At 60.7% G+C, this 18,346-nt stretch carries 15 protein-coding genes; 10 read left to right on the top strand and 5 right to left on the bottom strand.

Going from position 1 to position 18,346, the window contains the following annotated elements:
* Positions 1–30: 30 nt before the first annotated feature.
* Positions 31–1,209: a patatin-like phospholipase family protein gene (locus M5C56_RS19325; RefSeq protein WP_103498751.1), complete on the top strand. Its 1,179-nt coding sequence runs from the start codon at positions 31–33 to the stop codon at positions 1,207–1,209.
* 156 nt (positions 1,210–1,365) lie between these two features.
* On the opposite strand, the gene M5C56_RS19320 is transcribed toward M5C56_RS19325, so the two are convergent.
* The 3 genes from M5C56_RS19320 to M5C56_RS19310 all read right to left on the bottom strand — a co-directional run bounded on the left by M5C56_RS19320 (position 1,366) and on the right by M5C56_RS19310 (position 4,318).
* The gene (locus M5C56_RS19320; RefSeq protein ID WP_103498752.1) at positions 1,366–2,175 is read right to left on the bottom strand and encodes a Cof-type HAD-IIB family hydrolase; all 810 of its coding nucleotides are present in this window, start codon (positions 2,173–2,175) and stop codon (positions 1,366–1,368) included.
* A gap of 63 nt (positions 2,176–2,238) precedes the next feature.
* Entirely contained in the window at positions 2,239–3,027 is a 789-nt protein-coding gene (locus M5C56_RS19315) for a VacJ family lipoprotein (protein ID WP_103498753.1), read from the bottom strand.
* Positions 3,020–4,318, bottom strand: a complete 1,299-nt coding sequence (locus tag M5C56_RS19310; RefSeq protein ID WP_103498754.1) for a serine/threonine protein kinase — start codon at positions 4,316–4,318, stop codon at positions 3,020–3,022. The genes M5C56_RS19315 and M5C56_RS19310 overlap by 8 nt, the downstream gene beginning before the upstream one ends.
* 236 nt (positions 4,319–4,554) lie before the next feature.
* Between M5C56_RS19310 and M5C56_RS19305 the strand changes: the two genes are divergently transcribed.
* Positions 4,555–4,914 carry a hypothetical protein gene (locus M5C56_RS19305; protein ID WP_103498755.1) on the top strand — a complete coding sequence of 120 codons (360 nt, stop codon included), beginning with the start codon at positions 4,555–4,557 and terminating at the stop codon, positions 4,912–4,914.
* Positions 4,915–5,048: 134 nt separating this feature from the next.
* Here the strand turns inward: M5C56_RS19305 and M5C56_RS19300 are convergent, their stop codons facing one another.
* Complete coding sequence (locus M5C56_RS19300; RefSeq protein WP_103498756.1) at positions 5,049–6,599, bottom strand: beta (1-6) glucans synthase; 1,551 nt, start codon at positions 6,597–6,599, stop codon at positions 5,049–5,051.
* Positions 6,600–6,929: 330 nt separating this feature from the next.
* Between M5C56_RS19300 and M5C56_RS19295 the strand changes: the two genes are divergently transcribed.
* The 3 genes from M5C56_RS19295 (at position 6,930) to M5C56_RS19285 (ending at position 9,970) form a co-directional block, all read left to right on the top strand.
* On the top strand, positions 6,930–7,778 hold the full coding sequence (locus M5C56_RS19295; protein WP_103498757.1) for a glycine betaine ABC transporter substrate-binding protein: 849 nt from the start codon (positions 6,930–6,932) through the stop codon (positions 7,776–7,778).
* A gap of 225 nt (positions 7,779–8,003) precedes the next feature.
* Entirely contained in the window at positions 8,004–8,315 is a 312-nt protein-coding gene (locus M5C56_RS19290; protein WP_103498758.1) for a DUF485 domain-containing protein, read from the top strand.
* Entirely contained in the window at positions 8,312–9,970 is a 1,659-nt protein-coding gene (locus M5C56_RS19285; RefSeq protein WP_103498759.1) for a cation acetate symporter, read from the top strand. The genes M5C56_RS19290 and M5C56_RS19285 overlap by 4 nt, the downstream gene beginning before the upstream one ends.
* Before the next feature lie 360 nt (positions 9,971–10,330).
* On the opposite strand, the gene gltA is transcribed toward M5C56_RS19285, so the two are convergent.
* A complete protein-coding gene (gltA, locus tag M5C56_RS19280) occupies positions 10,331–11,620 on the bottom strand; it encodes a citrate synthase (RefSeq protein WP_103498760.1) in 1,290 nt (429 codons plus the stop codon).
* Positions 11,621–11,983: 363 nt separating this feature from the next.
* Between gltA and sdhC the strand changes: the two genes are divergently transcribed.
* The 5 genes from sdhC to M5C56_RS19255 all read left to right on the top strand — a co-directional run bounded on the left by sdhC (position 11,984) and on the right by M5C56_RS19255 (position 18,338).
* Positions 11,984–12,358 (top strand): succinate dehydrogenase, cytochrome b556 subunit, encoded by a 375-nt coding sequence (gene sdhC / locus M5C56_RS19275; RefSeq protein ID WP_103498761.1) that lies wholly within the window; start codon positions 11,984–11,986, stop codon positions 12,356–12,358.
* Positions 12,352–12,720: a succinate dehydrogenase, hydrophobic membrane anchor protein gene (gene sdhD / locus M5C56_RS19270; protein WP_103498762.1), complete on the top strand. Its 369-nt coding sequence runs from the start codon at positions 12,352–12,354 to the stop codon at positions 12,718–12,720. The genes sdhC and sdhD overlap by 7 nt, the downstream gene beginning before the upstream one ends.
* Positions 12,721–12,723: 3 nt before the next feature.
* Positions 12,724–14,496 (top strand): succinate dehydrogenase flavoprotein subunit, encoded by a 1,773-nt coding sequence (sdhA, locus tag M5C56_RS19265; RefSeq protein WP_100940872.1) that lies wholly within the window; start codon positions 12,724–12,726, stop codon positions 14,494–14,496.
* A gap of 12 nt (positions 14,497–14,508) precedes the next feature.
* Positions 14,509–15,213 (top strand): succinate dehydrogenase iron-sulfur subunit, encoded by a 705-nt coding sequence (locus tag M5C56_RS19260; protein WP_100940979.1) that lies wholly within the window; start codon positions 14,509–14,511, stop codon positions 15,211–15,213.
* A gap of 293 nt (positions 15,214–15,506) precedes the next feature.
* Complete coding sequence (locus tag M5C56_RS19255) at positions 15,507–18,338, top strand: 2-oxoglutarate dehydrogenase E1 component (protein WP_103498763.1); 2,832 nt, start codon at positions 15,507–15,509, stop codon at positions 18,336–18,338.
* The last annotated feature ends 8 nt before the right edge of the window (positions 18,339–18,346 follow it).

Raw genomic sequence — 18,346 nt, 5'->3', positions numbered from 1 at the left:
CAGGATGTTACTGATTAATGGAGTGTCGCGATGAGCCCAGCTGAACCGGTCACCGGCCTGATTCTCTCTGGAGGGGGCGCGCGCGCGGCCTATCAGGTGGGGGTGCTGGCGGCGATTGCCGAGCTCTTGCCCGAGGGGGCGCCTAATCCCTTTCCGGTGATCGTCGGCACTTCGGCCGGGGCGATCAATGCGGTCAGCCTGGCCAGCGGGGCGATGGATTTCACCGCCTCGATCGAGCGCCTGACCGCGTTCTGGCAAGGGTTTCGCAGCCATCTGGTGCTGCGTAGCGATTGGCCGGGTGTGATACGCCAGGCCAGCCGCTTTGTCGGTCACAGCCTGCTGGGCATGGGCGCGCAAGTACCGGTGGCGTTGCTCGACAGTTCGCCCTTGCGCGACCTGCTCAATGACAAACTGCACCTGCCGGGTATCGACCACGCCATCGAGCAACAGCAGTTGCACGCCGTGGCGGTGACCGCGTTTGGTTATGAGTCCGGCCAGGCGGTGACCTTTTATCAGGGCAAGGGCGCTATCGACTCCTGGTTGCGCCATCGCCGGGTTGGCGTGCCGACCCGGCTGACGGTGGAGCACTTGCTGGCGAGTTCGGCGATCCCGCTGCTGTTTGCCCCGGTCAAGCTGGACCAGGAGTACTTCGGTGACGGTGCGGTGCGTCAGTCGGCGCCCATCAGTCCGGCGCTGCATCTGGGGGCGACCCGGGTGTTGGTGGTGGGGGTCAGTGGCAACCCGCGGGGTGTCGACACCGCCACCGAGCGGACGTATAGCGGACAGCAACCGAGCCTGGCGCAGATTGGCGGGCATATGCTCAACAGTACGTTTATCGACAGCCTGGAAAGCGATATCGAGTTGCTGCAGCGCTTGAATCAGTTCAGTCGGATGTTGCCGACACAACCGCGCAGCCTGGGCCTGGCGCCGGTGGATGTGCTGGTGATCGCACCGAGCCAGCCGATCGATGAAATCGCCGCGCGCCATCGCCATGAGCTGCCGGCGGCATTGCGCTTTTTCCTGCGCGGGCCGGGGGCGACCCGGACCAGTGGCGCCGGGGTGTTGAGCTACCTGCTGTTCGAGGCGTCTTATTGCAGCGAGTTGATCGAGCTGGGGCGTCGTGATGCGCTGGCCAAGCGCGATGAGCTGTGCCGGTTCCTCGGGTTGCCGCAGGTTTCGCTGGTGGCGCAGACGGCATCGGCGCTGTAGGCCCCAGACCTGCTTCGAGGCCAGTCAGTCTTATGTCGATCTTGAAAGCACCGTGGAACTTGTAGGAGCAGGGCTTGCCCGCGAAGGGGCCCGTAAGACCGCCAAAGGCTTCGCTGGCAAGCCATGCTCCTACAGGGACCGTGTTCAGTCTGTTGATTAAGCTGTCAGCAGGTTCGCCGCCAGATAACGCGCCACCGACTCTTCGCTGCAACTGCCCAGGGTTTCATGCCCGGGCAGGGCCTGGAACACCTTGGCGTGAGCCGTGCCCATGACCAGCCCCTTGCCGATGCTCGAAAGCATCTCGACATCGTTCATCCCGTCGCCAAATGCGATGCACTGGCTCAGCGGCACTTGCAGGAAGTCCGCGAGTTTCTTCAGGGCACTGCCCTTGGACACGCTGCTGGCCATCATTTCCAGGCAGAAGGGCGAGGAAAAGGTGCTGTGCACCTGATCGCCCACCAGGCGCTTGAGCTGTTCATCCAGGATCGCCAGGGCCTCATGGTCCTTGTCCTTGTGGATAAAGAAGACTTTCTCTACCGCCTCGATGGGGAACTCATCGTCAGTCACTACCGTGGGAGGAAAGCCTTCGTTCTGCATGAATCTCTTCAGCAACTGGCTATCGGCATTGGTGAACCATTGGGACTGGCCATACAGGTTGGTCACCAGGTTCGGGTCGTGCCGGGTGGCATCCAGCAGCGCTCGCACCGCCTGCGGCGACAGATGCTCGCTGGCGTCCAGGGTCTTGCAGGCACTGCTGACCCGTGCGCCGTTGGCGGTGATCAGGTGAACCTTCAGGTTGTAGGGCCGCAGGATCGCCTCGACATCGGGCTGGCTGCGCCCGGTGGCGATAACCACATGCTTGCCGGCCTCCAACAGGCGCTTGAGCACCCCATGGGAATAGTCGCCGATGCGGTCATCCGGTAGCAGCAGGGTGCCGTCCAGGTCAGTTGCGATCAGGTGGTACATGCTTATGTCCTTGTCAGGCCTGTGGGTCTTTAATATCCCGAACAGGCCCTGCAAGGTCCGGGTTTATTCAGCAATCTGCAACTTGCGCGCCTCGGTGTAGACGTAGCGGACTTTCTCGTATTCGAACGGCGAGTTCAACTGACCATAACGGAAGCTGGTGGTGTAGCGCTTGTCGATGGCCTCCAGCAGATAGATCTCCGGGTGGTCGGAACTGACCTGGGAAACGTTGAGGAAGTTGATCTGTGATTCGGCGGCGAAGTCGAACACCAGCCCCGTGGTATCGCGCAGGTTCGACGGCCCGAAGAACGGCAGCACCAGGTACGCCCCGCCCGGTACACCATAGAAGCCCAGGGTCTGGCCGAAGTCTTCGGTCTGGCGTGGCAGACCCATCTTGGTCGCCGGGTCCCACAGGCCGGCGACGCCGATGGTGGTGTTGAGCAGCAGGCGCCCGGTGGTTTCCAGCGCGCGCTTGCCCTTGAACTGGAACAGGCTGTTGAGCAGGTTGGAAACGTCCCCCAGGTTACTGAAGAAGTGGCTCACCCCCTCGCGCAGGAAGGTCGGCGTGACATAGCGGTAGCCATCGACCGCCGGCAGGAACACCCACTCGTCGAAGCGGTAGTTGAAGTGATAGACGTGGCGGTTCCAGGACTCCAACGGGTCGTAGACGCTCAGGGCGTTGAGGGTCGAACGTTCGAACTCACGCTGGTCCAGGCCCGGGTTGAACTTGAGCTTTTTCAGCGGTTCGGAGAAACCGTCCGGATCCGGCACCACGGTGTCATGGGCCTTGCTGTTGTCGGCCAGGGCAGGGGTTGCGCAGAGCAGGGCTGCGATCAACAAAAGAGATTTAGCCACGGAAGAACTCCAGCATGGCGTCGGCGTTGACGCGGTAATTGAGGTTGCCGCAGTGGCCGCCATGGGGGTAGACCGTCAGACGATTGCCAAAGGTGCTGCGCAGGAAACCCAGGTCGCCAGGGCCGAGGATGACGTCGTCGGCGTTGTGCATCACGGCGATTTTCGGGCTGTCGTGCAGGTAGTCCTTGAGGGCGTAGAGGCTGACCTGGTCGATCAGTTGCAGCAGGCTGCCGCCGTCGCTGCGGGCGCGCCACATCGGGATTACCTGTTCGGTCAGGTAGCAGTCGAAATCACACTGCAGGGCGCGCTTGAACATCGGCGTCAGGCTGGTGCCTTCGCTGATCGGGTACTTGGGCGGCGTGATCAGGCCGCGGCGGTTGATCAGGTCCGAAGTAAAGGCTATATCCGCCGCGGAAAAACGGAAGGTCGTGCCGATCAGCATGGCCATCTGTTCATTGGTCAGGTGCTGCCTGGACTGCTGGAAGTCGTAGAGCAGGGCGTCGTTGAGGTCGATGTAGCCCTTCTGCTGGAAGTAGCGGGTCAGCTTGCCCAGCACCAGTTCATAGAAGGTGGTGCTGTTGTTGATGCCCTTGACCTCGGTCTGGACCAGCTTGTCGAGGTTGGTGACCGAGGTGTAGAGGTTGACCGGCGGGTTGAGCAGCAGGACTTTCTTGAAGTTGAAGCTGCGCCGGGTTTCATCCAGCTTGCTGACGAAGGCGGCATCCAGGGCGCCGAGGCTGTAGCCGGTGAGGTAGTACTCGGTCACCGGCAGTTTCGGTTGTTGGGCGCGTACCGCCTGCATGACCCGGTACATGTCCTCGGCGTCTTCCTGGCTGATACCGGGGGTGGCGAAGCGCGAGGCGGCACTCATGAAGTCGAAGCTGGTGGGCGATGACAGCTGCACGACGTGGTAGCCGGCCTGGTAATAGAGCTTTTTCAGGTACTCGTTGATGCTGCTGTCATAACGTGCGCCGGTGCCGGAGATCAGGAAGATCAGCGGTGCAGGGTGATCCTGCTGGGCCAGGCGGTAGGTGAGTTTCTTCACCGCCCAGAAATTGTCCGGAAGGATGAAGTCGCGCTCGGGGCGCAACTTGAGGCTGTAGTCGGCCTGGTGGATGCTGTCGTCGTCGGGCAGTTTCGGCCGCAGCGCCGGTGGCGTGGTGGCGATGGTCGCTTCAAACGGGTTGGTCAGCGGGTAGCCATAACTGGCGGCGTCGACATCGACTGCCAGGGCGGACGCACTCAAGATGAGACCGCCGATAAAGGCAGCGAGGCGCAGAGAACGGAGCATGACTACATCCCTTTGAAGGAAAGCACTGAATGAGGTTCGCAGGCTATGACCATCGGGGTACTGCCGAAGTGCCATGTCCCGACGCTAAAAAAGCATTTTAGATGGGGGGGCGACGGGTAATTGCCTGGCAACGATACACTTTGCCGCAGTTTGCCGAACAGTTATATGTGGTGAGCGCTTGCATAGGTGGTTCTGGCGATTATGCTGGGCGCCGTTTTCGCTTATCGGAGTTGTCCATGTCTCGCCGTTTGCCGCTGGTTCTGCTGCTTATTGTCCTGCCGTTGTGGCTGGCTGCCAGTTATGGCGTGCGTTATGGATTGATGGAGGACGGGCAGTGGGTCGGGCTGTGCCTGGACGAGGCGTCGCGCTGGCAGTGCCAGGCGCGCTCCAACCTGGGCTGGTTGATCCACTTCAAGGCGCTGGGCTGGACGGCGTTGGTCGCGGCGCTATTGGCTTTTGTCGCGCCGGGGCGTTTGGGGCGGGCCTTGGCGGTATTGGCGCTGCTGGCCGGGTTTCCGGCGCTGGCGTTGTACAACACCAGTCTGGCGGTGTTTGCGCTGGTGATCGCGGGGTTGCGGTTGGTGCGGGCGGCTTGAGATAACGGTGGAGCTTACGGACGCTTTTGTGGGAGCGGTGCTTGCCCGCGAAGAGGACCTTGATACCGCTAAAAGCTTCGCGGGCAAGCACCGCTCCCACAAGTTATGCGTAATATTGCGCTCCTGCGGTGTTGTTATTGACGAACCCGCACACTGCGCCACAGCGCAGCCACCATTAGCACGCTGACCAGCGCCCAGCCCCAGGCCTGCTGGTTGGCCAGGCCTTCACGGTACAGCTGCGGGGCAATACCGGCGCCGATTATCAAAGCCAGCAGCCCCATCTCCCGACGCGGGCCGCGCACCGGACGTACCAGGAACACCAGCGCCGGCAACAGCAAGGCCGCGCTCGGGAAGCTGCGGTAGCGTGGATCGAATACCAACTCCAGCATCATCACCGCTGCTGCAAAGCCCGCGCCTGCCAGCAGCCAGCCGGCGCGTTGCTCCAGGGATTTGAACAGGCCGGCGCGCCAGCCGGCCTGGCTACCCAGGGTCAGTGCCGCATGGGCCAGCACCAGCAGGTTCAACAGCACCAGCAGGCCGGCCCAGACCCACTCGCTGGTAAACCGGCTGGTGACCCACGCCAATTCGCCCCAGGCACCTATGGAACAACCTGCCAGCGCCCCCAGCAGCGGTAACAACAGCGCCGCCCGGGTATTGCGCACTCGCCCGGCCAGCAGCAAGGTACCGAGGAATATCACCCCACCGAAGCCCAACCACAGCGGCCATTGCGGCAGGTTCGAAACCGGCCCGGCCAACACGCCCTTGTCCTGGCGGTCGGCATCGAACAGCCCCCAGTAACCGCCGACCGCACCTTCGCTGCCGCGTTTCCACGGTTGGTCGAAGGCCTCGATCAGGTTGTAGTGCCAACCGTTCTGCTCGGCCAGGGTGACAAAACCGCGAATGAACTTCGCTTCGTTGACCCGGCTCGGCAGGGCGGTTTCACGCTGGCGGCCTTCGCTCGGCCAGCCGGTTTCACCGATCAGGATGTCCTTGGGGGCGAACCGCTTGCCGAATACCTCGCGGACCTGGGCGACATGTTCGATCGCGCGGTCGATCCCGGCAGGGTCATCTTCCCAGTACGGCAGCAGGTGAATGGTCAGGAAGTCCACGGCCGGGGCGACCTGCGGATGCTTGAGCCAGAATTCCCAGACGTCGGCATAGGTCACCGGCTGCTTCACGTTGGCCTTGACCTTGTGGATCAGCTTGACCAGTTGGTCGCCGGTGACTTCCTTGCGCAGCAGGGTTTCGTTGCCGACGATCACCGCGCTGACCACATCGGCGTTGGCGTTGGCCGAGGCGATCAGGGCATCGACTTCCTTCTCGGTGTCCACCGGGTTGCTGTTGACCCAGGCGCCGATCATCATTTTCAGGCCATGTTTGCGCGCCAGGTCCGGCAAGGCTTCGAGGCCGGTCATGGAATAGGTGCGGATGCACTCGAAGCGGGTGGCCAGCAGCGCCAGGTCGGCATCCATGCGCTCGACACGAGGCTTGAACGGCTGGTCGAACGGCGATTGGTCCTTGGCGAACGGCGTATAGGAGGCGCATTGCAGCTTGTGGGTCGGGGTCGCCGCATCGGGCAGGATCACCGGCTGGCCGAGGCCATACCAGAAGCCGCAAAGTGCAAGAAGTCCGAGCAGGCTGGCGAACAACAACGGGAGGAGCGGGAAACGGGCAGTGGCGGACATGGTCGGGCCGTATGGGAACAAAGCCGCGCATATTACCCGGATTTCCACCGGCCTTGGGCCTGTGCAGTATTTTGTCATGCAAAGTTCGAGCGCAATAAATGAGGGGATTTCTTGGGTCCCCGATTGCTGGCGTTCTGATGTCGTTTCTCGTTGCCTTGAGGTCGCTGTCAGAGCAGGTCGATGGGCGAGGCGGGTTGATGATCAGGGCGTCAGAACTCCGCTGATGATCGGACGGGTTCAAGGGTGAGGCGTGATGGGGGCGCCATGCACTATAACAATACGTTGACGTCGCCCGGCAGTCGTCGGGTGCAGCATTTCGGGGAAGTAACGATGAAGATGCGACGACTCTTAGGCGCAGGTGCCGCTCTGGTACTGGCGATCAGTTCCAACCTGGCCGGTGCGGCGGCCAAGGAAGTATCCATCGGTTATGTCGATGGTTGGTCGGACAGCGTGGCCACTACCAACGTGGCGGCCGAGGTTATCCGGCAGAAACTGGGTTATGACGTCAAGCTGCAAGCCGTCGCCACCGGGATCATGTGGGAAGGGGTTGCTACCGGCAAGCTCGATGCCATGCTCTCGGCCTGGTTGCCCGTGACCCACGGCGAGTACTGGGCCAAGAACAAGGACAAGGTGGTCGACTACGGCCCCAACTTCAAGGACGCCAAGATCGGCCTGATCGTGCCGGAGTACGTCACGGCCAAGTCCATCGCCGACCTGAAGACTGATACCACCTACAAGAACAAGATCGTCGGCATCGACGCCGGTTCAGGCGTGATGCTCAAGACCGACCAGGCCATCAAGGACTACGGTCTGGACTACAAGCTGCAAGCCAGCTCGGGGGCGGGGATGATCGCCGAACTGACCCGTGCCGAGAAGAAGAACGAGTCCATTGTCGTCACCGGCTGGGTGCCGCACTGGATGTTCGCCAAGTGGAAACTGCGCTTCCTGGACGATCCGAAGGGCGTCTATGGCGCCGCGGAAACCGTGAACAGCATCGGCAGCTTGAAGCTGGAAGCCAAGGCGCCGGAAGTGGCGGCGTTCCTGAAGAAGTTCCAGTGGGCCTCCAAGGATGAGATCGGCGAAGTCATGCTGGCGATCCAGGACGGCGCCAAGCCGGATGTTGCGGCCAAGGACTGGGTGGCCAAGCACCCGGACCGCGTAGCCGAGTGGACCAAGTAACCCACCTGCCCGCGTAGTACCCCGAAAAGGCCGCATGATATTCCGTCATGCGGCCTTTTTGCGTCTGGGTGTCTGTCATCACCGCCTACACTGAGTCAGAGCGTCTTCGCCTGAAAACTGGCGAAACCGTAATGTCGTTCTAATACTAAGGTCGTCTGGTTTCGCTTCCCCAGCCGCCTAAAGTGAAAAAGGTTTCATCTCATCTGTGCTGCGAGGATAAAAACAATGAACGACAGCATTTACCTCTCGATTCAAAACAGCCCCCGCTTCAAGGAGCTGGTCAGGAAACGGGAACGCTTCGCCTGGACACTGTCGGCGATCATGCTCGGACTTTACTCGGGTTTCATTCTGTTGATCGCCTATGGGCCACAGATCCTGGGCGCTAAACTCAGTCCCGGCTCTTCCATCACCTGGGGCATCCCGTTGGGTGTCGGACTGATCGTTTCGGCGTTCGTCCTGACGGCCATCTATGTGCGTCGCGCCAATGGCGAGTTCGACGACCTGAACAACGCGATTCTCAAGGAGGCCCAACAATGATCCGGCGTCTATTGGCAGTATTGGCCGGCTCGGCTTTCGCGCCCCTGGTCCTGGCGGCTGACGCCCTGACCGGCGAAGTGCACAAGCAACCTCTCAATGTGGCGGCCATCGCGATGTTCGTGGTGTTCGTCGGCGCCACCCTGTGCATCACCTACTGGGCCTCCAAGCGCAACAAGTCGGCTGCCGACTACTACGCGGCGGGCGGCAAGATCACCGGTTTGCAGAATGGCCTGGCGATTGCCGGCGACTATATGTCGGCGGCGTCCTTCCTGGGGATTTCCGCGCTGGTCTATGCCTCGGGTTATGACGGCCTGATCTACTCCATCGGCTTCCTGGTGGGCTGGCCGATCATCCTGTTCCTGATCGCCGAGCGCCTGCGCAACCTGGGCAAGTACACCTTTGCCGATGTGGCGTCCTACCGCCTGGGGCAAACCCAGATCCGTTCGCTGTCGGCCTGCGGTTCGCTGGTGGTGGTGTCCTTCTACCTGATCGCCCAGATGGTCGGTGCCGGCAAGCTGATCCAGTTGCTGTTCGGCCTGGACTACTACGTGGCGGTGATCCTGGTGGGGATCCTGATGTGCCTCTATGTGCTGTTCGGCGGCATGCTGGCCACCACCTGGGTGCAGATCATCAAGGCGGTGCTGTTGCTGTCCGGTGCCTCGTTCATGGCGCTGATGGTGATGAAGCACGTCAACTTCGACTTCAACATGCTGTTTTCCGAAGCGATCAAGGTTCACCCCAAGGGTGAGGCGATCATGAGCCCCGGCGGCCTGGTGAAGGATCCGGTCTCGGCCTTCTCGCTGGGCCTGGCGCTGATGTTCGGTACTGCCGGGCTGCCCCACATCCTGATGCGTTTCTTCACCGTGAGTGATGCGAAGGAAGCGCGCAAGAGCGTGTTGTACGCCACCGGGTTCATCGGCTACTTCTATATCCTGACCTTTATCATCGGTTTTGGCGCGATCCTGCTGGTCAGCACCAACCCGGCGTTCAAGGATGCGGCGGGCGCGCTGCTCGGTGGCAACAACATGGCGGCGGTGCACCTGGCCAACGCGGTGGGTGGCAACATCTTCCTCGGCTTTATCTCGGCCGTGGCCTTTGCCACCATCCTCGCGGTGGTGGCCGGTCTGACCCTGGCCGGTGCCTCGGCGGTGTCCCATGACCTGTATGCCAGCGTGATCAAGAAGGGCAAGGCCAACGAAAAGGATGAGATCCGCGTCTCGAAGATCACCACCATCGCCCTTGGCGTGCTGGCGATCGGCCTGGGCATCCTGTTCGAAAGCCAGAACATCGCGTTCATGGTCGGCCTGGCGTTCTCGATTGCCGCCAGTTGCAACTTCCCGGTGCTGCTGCTTTCCATGTACTGGAAGAAGCTGACCACCCGTGGCGCGATGATCGGCGGCTGGATGGGCCTGGTCAGTGCGGTAGGGCTGATGATCCTCGGCCCGACCATCTGGGTGCAGATCATGCATCACGAGAAGGCGATCTTCCCGTATGAGTACCCGGCGCTGTTCTCGATGGCCATTGCATTCGTCGGGATCTGGTTCTTCTCCATTACCGACAAGTCGGTGGCGGCGGAGAAGGAAAGGGCGCTGTTCTTCCCGCAGTTCGTGCGTTCGCAGACCGGTCTGGGGGCGAGTGGGGCGGTTTCCCACTAAGGGTTGTATAGGCTTCTCTATATAAGCTGTGTTGCAACGAAATGCCCTGGTCGAGAGACCGGGGCATTTTTTGTCGGGAGCTTTGCTGGAAATGAAGGTCTTGAGCCTTGTGTTGCCTGTCAGGACGCCTTCGCGGGCAAGCCCTGCTCCTACAGTTTTGCGTCGATCATATGATCTGCGTACGACAGGTTCCGTGTCGATCATGAGGCTCGCATACGACACCGAACTGTAGGAGCAGGGCTTGCCCGCGAAGAGGCCCTGACAGGCGCAGCAAAACCCGGGCCTGGGTGGCACAAACAGAAACGGCCTCTATCAAGAGGCCGTTTCCGTTGTCGCTAAGACGCTATTGCAAGGCAGGGGTTACTTGCGGTCTTCCAGCTTGGTGATGTCACGCGACTCGTAGCCGGTGTACAGCTGGCGCGGACGGCCAATCTTGTACGGGCTGGAGAGCATTTCCTTCCAGTGGGAGATCCAGCCCACGGTCCGCGCCAGGGCGAAGATCACGGTGAACATGCTGGTTGGAATGCCGATCGCCTTGAGGATGATCCCCGAGTAGAAGTCGACGTTCGGGTACAGCGAACGCTCGATGAAGTACGGGTCGGTCAGGGCGATCTCTTCGAGACGCATGGCCAGTTCCAGCTGCGGATCGTTGTTGATGCCCAGCTCTTTCAGGACTTCGTCGCAGGTCTGCTTCATCACGGTGGCGCGTGGGTCGCGGTTCTTGTAGACCCGGTGACCGAAGCCCATCAGCTTGAACGGATCGTTCTTGTCCTTGGCCTTGGCGATGAACTTGTCGATGTTCGAGACATCGCCGATTTCATCGAGCATGGTCAGGACCGCTTCGTTCGCGCCGCCGTGGGCAGGGCCCCAGAGCGCGGCGATACCGGCGGCGATACAGGCGAACGGGTTGGCACCCGAAGAGCCCGCCAGGCGCACGGTGGAGGTCGAAGCGTTCTGCTCGTGGTCGGCATGGAGGATGAAGATCCGGTCCATGGCCTTGGCGAGCACCGGGCTGATCGGTTTGATCTCGCACGGGGTGTTGAACATCATGTGCAGGAAGTTTTCCGCGTACGACAGGTCGTTGCGCGGGTACATCATGGGTTGACCCATGGAGTACTTGTACACCATCGCGGCCAGGGTCGGCATCTTGGCGACCAGGCGAATGGCGGAAATCTCGCGGTGCTGGGCGTTATTGATGTCCAGCGAGTCGTGGTAGAAGGCCGACAGGGCACCAACCACGCCGCACATCACGGCCATCGGGTGGGCGTCGCGACGGAAACCGTTGAAGAAGGTCTTCAACTGCTCGTGCACCATGGTGTGATTCTTCACGGTGCTGACGAACTGGGCCTTCTGCTCGACTGTCGGCAGTTCGCCGTTGAGCAGCAGGTAGCAGGTTTCCAGGTAGTCGGATTTCTCGGCGAGTTGCTCGATCGGGTAGCCGCGGTGCAGCAGGATGCCGTTATCGCCGTCGATATAGGTGATCTTCGACTCGCAGGAAGCGGTCGACATGAAGCCAGGGTCGAATGTGAACCGGCCCGTGGCCGTCAGGCCCCGCACGTCGATTACATCGGGACCAACGGTGCCGGTTAAAATGGGCAGCTCGACGGGGGCTGCGCCCTCGATGATCAACTGCGCTTTTTTGTCAGCCATGTGGCCTCCTATTTATGCTTGAAATCATCAGACAGGCCCCCCACGCAGGGCCCGCACCACTATAGTGAGATAAATTCGAATGTCAATTTGCCAAAAGTCTTGTCGTAGGCGGCTTTGGGCGGACCTTTTCCTCGAAATTGACGGCTATTTACGCCTTTTATCCGGCTAACGCAATGCGCTATTAGGGGTAGTCCTTTGCGTTGTCATTAGTAGCCTAACTGTCTATACTCGGCACCCGACCGCCAGGGGCTTTTGGGCCTGTTTTACTGGGGGTCGTCACTCCCTGGGTGGTGGGTACCTGACCAGTGCACTTGCCCAACAACTTTGCCCTGATCGTTAGGGCTCATCAGTGAAAAAAAAGCCGTGAAAAGCCAACGACCTGTAAACCTAGACCTAAGGACCATCAAACTCCCCATAACCGGCGTTACGTCGTTTCTTCACCGTGTATCCGGCATCATTCTCTTCCTGGGCCTTGGCTTCATGCTGTATGCATTGGGCAAATCCCTGGGTTCGGAGGAAGGTTTCGCCGAGGTGAAGGCGTGCTTGACCAGCCCGCTGGCCAAGTTCATTGGATGGGGGCTTCTGTCCGCCTTGCTGTATCACATGGTGGCTGGTGTGCGCCATCTGATCATGGATATGGGCATCGGTGAAACGCTGGAAGGCGGCAAACTGGGCTCTAAAATCGTCATCGCCATTTCCGTGGTGCTGATCGTTCTGGCGGGAGTTTGGATATGGTAACCAGCGTTACGAACCTATCGCGTTCGGGCCTCTACGACTGGATGGCGCAGCGCGTATCTGCTGTCGTTCTCGCGGCTTACTTCATCTTCCTGATCGGATACGTCGTTGCGAATCCGGGCCTGGGCTACGCCCAGTGGCACGGGCTGTTCGCCCACAACGGGATGCGCATCTTCAGTCTGTTGGCCCTGGTGGCCCTGGGCGCTCACGCCTGGGTCGGCATGTGGACCATTTCGACCGACTACCTGACGCCGATGGCGCTGGGCAAGTCCGCGACAGCAGTGCGTTTCCTTTTCCAGGCAGTATGCGGCGTTGCGATGTTCGCCTACTTCGTCTGGGGTGTGCAGATTCTCTGGGGTATCTGATTCATGGCTAACATTCCAACGATTTCTTTCGACGCCATCATCATTGGCGGCGGCGGTGCGGGCATGCGTGCCGCGCTGCAACTGGCCCAGGGTGGTCACAAGACGGCCGTGATCACCAAGGTGTTCCCGACCCGTTCGCACACCGTATCGGCCCAGGGTGGCATCACCTGCGCCATCGCGTCCGCCGACCCGAACGATGACTGGCGCTGGCACATGTACGATACCGTCAAGGGTTCCGACTATATCGGTGACCAGGACGCTATCGAATACATGTGTCAGGAAGGCCCGGCTGCCGTTTACGAGCTGGACCACATGGGCATGCCGTTCTCGCGTACCGAGCAGGGTCGTATCTACCAGCGTCCATTCGGCGGTCAGTCGAAGGATTACGGTAAAGGCGGTCAGGCCGCACGGACTTGCGCCGCTTCCGACCGTACCGGTCACGCGCTGCTGCACACCCTTTATCAGGGCAACCTGAAAGCCGGGACCGTGTTCCTGAACGAGTACTACGCTGTCGATCTGGTGAAGAACCAGGACGGCGCGTTTGTCGGTGTGATCGCGATCTGCATCGAAACCGGTGAAACCAGCTACATCCGCGCCAAGGCCACCGTCCTGGCCACCGGCGGTGCCGGTCGTATCTACTCGTCCACCACCAATGCCCTGATCAACACCGGTGACGGCGTCGGCATGGCCCTGCGTGCTGGCGTGCCGGTACAAGATATCGAAATGTGGCAGTTCCACCCGACCGGCATCGCCGGCGCTGGTGTACTGGTCACCGAAGGTTGCCGCGGTGAAGGCGGTTACCTGATCAACAAGCACGGCGAGCGTTTCATGGAGCGTTATGCTCCGAACGCGAAAGACCTGGCCGGTCGTGACGTGGTAGCACGTTCGATGGTCAAGGAAATCATCGCCGGCAACGGCTGTGGCCCGAATGGCGACCACGTGCTGCTCAAGCTCGACCACCTCGGCGAGGAAGTGCTGCACAGCCGCCTGCCAGGTATCTGCGAACTGTCCAAGACCTTCGCCCACGTCGACCCGGTCGTTGCCCCGGTTCCGGTCGTTCCAACCTGCCACTACATGATGGGCGGCGTTGCCACCAACATCCATGGCCAGGCGATCACCCAGGACGCCGAAGGCGTCGACACCATCATCCCGGGCCTGTTCGCGGTCGGTGAAGTGGCGTGCGTATCGGTTCACGGTGCCAACCGCCTGGGCGGCAACTCGCTGCTCGACCTGGTGGTCTTCGGCCGTGCGGCCGGCCTGCACCTGGAAAAAGCCCTGACCGACGGTATCGACTACGACGACGCCACCGACGCCAACATCACGGCGGCACTGGCACGTCTGTCCGCTCTGAACGAGCGTACCGACGGTGAAGACGTGGCGACTCTGCGTCGCGAGCTGCAAAGCTGCATGCAGAACTACTTCGGTGTATTCCGTACCGGCGAATACATGCAGAAGGGCATCGCCCAGTTGGCTGACCTGCGCACGCGTATTGCCAACGTCAAGATCAACGACAAGTCCCAGGCCTTCAACACCGCGCGTATCGAAGCCCTCGAGCTGCAAAACCTGCTGGAAGTGGCCGAAGCCACGGCGATTGCCGCTGAGCATCGCAAAGAGTCCCGCGGCGCCCACGCCCGTGAAGACTTTGAAGAGCGCGACGACGAAAACTGGCTGTGCCATACCCTGTTCTTCCCGGGTGAGAAGCGTGTGACCAAGCGTGCCGTTAACTTCTCGCCGAAGACCGTTCCGACTTTCGAACCAAAAGTCCGGACTTACTAAAGGGTGATCGATATGTTGCAAGTCGAAGTTTATCGTTACAACCCTGACACCGACGCCGCACCGAAAACCCAGGTTTTCCAGGTCGACACCGGTGGCAAGGACTTGATGGTGCTGGACGTACTGGCCCTGATCAAGGAACAGGACGAAGGTTTCTCCTATCGTCGCTCGTGCCGTGAAGGCGTGTGCGGTTCCGACGGCATGAATATCAACGGCAAGAACGGCCTGGCGTGCATCACGCCGCTGTCCGCCGTGGTCAAGGGCAACAAGCTGGTGGTGCGTCCGCTGCCTGGTTTGCCGGTGATCCGTGACTTGGTCGTCGATATGAGCATCTTCTACAAGCAATACGAGAAGGTGAAGCCATTCCTGCAGAACGACACGCCGGCTCCGGCCATCGAACGTCTGCAGACGCCGGAAGAGCGCGAGAAGCTGGACGGTCTGTACGAGTGCATCCTGTGCGCTTGCTGCTCGACTTCCTGCCCGTCCTTCTGGTGGAACCCCGACAAGTTCCTGGGCCCGGCCGCCCTGCTGCAAGCGTACCGCTTCCTGGCAGACAGCCGCGACACCAAGACCACCGAGCGTCTGGCTTCGCTGGATGACCCGTTCAGCGTATTCCGCTGCCGCGGGATCATGAACTGCGTCAACGTCTGTCCGAAAGGCCTGAATCCGACCAAGGCCATCGGTCACATCCGTAACATGTTGCTGCAAAGCGGCGTGTGATTCAGCGGCTGTAACCTGGCTGTTGTAAAACGGCAGTTGTAAATAGTGGCACCGCTGTAACCGTAGAAAGGCCAGGGCGCGGGCTTCAACCCGCGCCCCGGCTATAACCAGAGCAACGGCTCATAAAGCTGTGGCTCTTATTTTTGAAGAAATGAGACCAGCAGGGGCATCCGGGCTGGTACCCGGACTATCAGCGTGATCCCAAGTGGCTTGTTCTGGTCTCGGCATTCGGACTGTTGCAAGCGTGCGTGGTGTTTTCGCCGGTGGTGTCCCCTAACCGAGGGTGACCAAGCATGCAAGAAAGCGTGATGCAGCGCATGTGGAACAGCGGCTATCTTTCAGGTGGTAACGCTGCCTATGTGGAAGAGCTCTACGAGCTCTACCTGCACGACCCTAACGCTGTGCCAGAAGAGTGGCGCACCAAATTTCAGACGTTGCCCGCTGACGGCAACGCTGCCACCGATGTTTCGCACTCGACAATCCGCGACCATTTCGTCTTGCTGGCAAAGAACCAGCGCCGCGCCCAACCGGTTTCCGCCGGCAGCGTGAGCAGTGAGCACGAGAAGAAGCAGGTTGAAGTGCTGCGATTGATCCAGGCCTACAGGATGCGTGGCCACCAGGCAGCCCAGCTCGACCCGCTGGGACTGTGGCAGCGTCCTGCACCCGCAGACCTGTCGATCAATCATTACGGCTTGACCAATGCCGATCTTGATACGACCTTCCGTGCCGGCGACCTGTTCATCGGCAAAGAGGAAGCGAGCCTACGCGAAATTCACGAAGCGTTGCAGCAGACATATTGCCGCACCATCGGCGCTGAATTCACGCACATCGTCGATACCGAGCAACGCCACTGGTTCCAGCAGCGTCTGGAAAGCGTGCGCGGCCGTCCGATCTTCTCCGCGGAAATCAAGAGCCACCTGCTTGAGCGCGTCACCGCCGCCGAAGGCCTGGAAAAGTACCTGGGCACCAAGTACCCGGGCACCAAGCGTTTCGGTCTGGAAGGCGGCGAGAGCCTGATTCCGATGCTCGACGAGCTGATCCAGCGTTCCGGTTCCTACGGCACCAAGGAAATCGTTATCGGCATGGCCCACCGTGGCCGTCTGAACGTGCTGGTCAACACCTTCGGCAAGAACCCGCGCGAGCTGTTCGACGAGTTCGAAGGCAAGAAGAAGGTCGAGCTGGGTTCCGGTGACGTGAAATACCACCAGGGCTTCTCGTCCAACGTGATGACCACCGGCGGTGAAGTTCACCTGGCCATGGCGTTCAACCCGTCTCACCTGGAAATCGTTTCCCCGGTGGTCGAAGGTTCGGTTCGCGCCCGTCAGGACCGTCGCAACGATGCGGCCGGTGACAAGGTCCTGCCGATTTCCCTCCACGGTGACGCGGCGTTCGCCGGTCAAGGCGTGGTCATGGAAACCTTCCAGATGTCGCAGACCCGCGGTTTCAAGACCGGCGGCACCGTGCACATCGTGATCAACAACCAGGTCGGTTTCACCATCAGCAACCCGCTGGACTCGCGTTCCACCGAGTACGCCACCGACGTTGCGAAGATGATCCAGGCGCCGATCCTCCATGTGAATGGCGATGATCCGGAAGCCGTCCTGTTCGTGACCCAGTTGGCCATCGACTACCGCATGCAGTACAAGCGCGACGTGGTGATCGACCTGGTCTGCTACCGTCGTCGTGGTCACAACGAAGCGGATGAGCCTAGCGGCACCCAGCCGTTGATGTATCAGCAGATCACCAAGCAGCGCACCACCCGTGAGCTGTACGCCGAGCGCCTGGTTCAGGCCAAGGTGCTGGACGAAGAACGTGTCCAGGCGAAGATCGACGAATACCGCAACGCCCTGGACAACGGTCTGCACGTGGTAAAAAGCCTGGTCAAGGAACCGAACAAGGAGTTGTTCGTCGACTGGCGCCCATACCTGGGTCACGCGTGGACCGCACGTCACGACACCCGCTTCGATCTGAAGACCTTGCAGGAACTGTCCGCCAAGCTGCTGGAAATTCCGGAAGGCTTCGTGGTCCAGCGCCAGGTCGCGAAGATCTACGAAGACCGTCAGAAGATGCAAGCCGGCGGCCTGCCGATCAACTGGGGTTACGCCGAAACCATGGCGTACGCGACCCTGGCGTTCGAAGGTCACCCGATCCGCATGACCGGCCAGGACATCGGCCGCGGTACGTTCTCGCACCGTCATGCCGTGCTGCACAACCAGAAAGACGCGGGCACCTACATTCCGCTGCAGAACCTGTACGAAGGTCAGCCACGCTTCGACCTGTACGACTCGTTCCTGTCGGAAGAAGCCGTGCTGGCGTTCGAATACGGTTACTCGACCACCACGCCTGAGGCGCTGGTGATCTGGGAAGCCCAGTTCGGCGACTTCGCCAACGGTGCCCAGGTGGTTGTCGACCAGTTCATCACCAGTGGCGAGCACAAGTGGGGCCGTCTGTGCGGTCTGACCATGCTGCTGCCGCACGGTTATGAAGGCCAGGGTCCGGAGCACTCCTCGGCCCGTCTGGAACGCTACCTGCAGCTGTGCGCCGAGCACAACGTCCAGGTCTGCGTGCCGACTACCCCGGCACAGATCTACCACCTGCTGCGTCGTCAGGTCATCCGTCCGCTGCGCAAGCCGCTGATCGTGCTGACTCCGAAGTCGCTGCTGCGTCACAAGCTGGCAATCTCCACGCTGGAAGATCTGGCCGAAGGTTCGTTCCAGACCGTTATCCCGGAAATCGACGCCCTCGACCCGAAAAAGGTCAGCCGTCTGATTCTGTGCAGCGGCAAGGTCTACTACGACCTGCTGGAAAAACGCCGTGCCGAAGGCCGTGACGACATCGCTGTGGTGCGTATCGAGCAACTGTATCCGTTCCCGGAAGACGACCTGATCGAAATCCTGGCGCCGTACAAACACCTCAAGCACATCGTCTGGTGTCAGGAAGAGCCGATGAACCAGGGCGCCTGGTACAGCAGTCAGCATCACATGCGTCGCATCGTTGGCGGACACAACAAGTCGCTGGTACTTGAGTACGCCGGCCGTGACGCCTCTGCCGCACCGGCTTGTGGTTATGCATCGATGCACGCTGAGCAGCAGGAAAAACTGCTGCAAGATGCCTTTACTGTTTAACGCCTTCG

The organism is Pseudomonas sp. MWU13-2862 (genome assembly GCF_023242495.1).
Lineage (GTDB): Bacteria > Pseudomonadota > Gammaproteobacteria > Pseudomonadales > Pseudomonadaceae > Aquipseudomonas > Aquipseudomonas gingeri_D.
The sequence above is the reverse complement of the archived record's forward strand: the minus strand, read 5'-3'. Positions and strand labels throughout refer to the sequence as shown.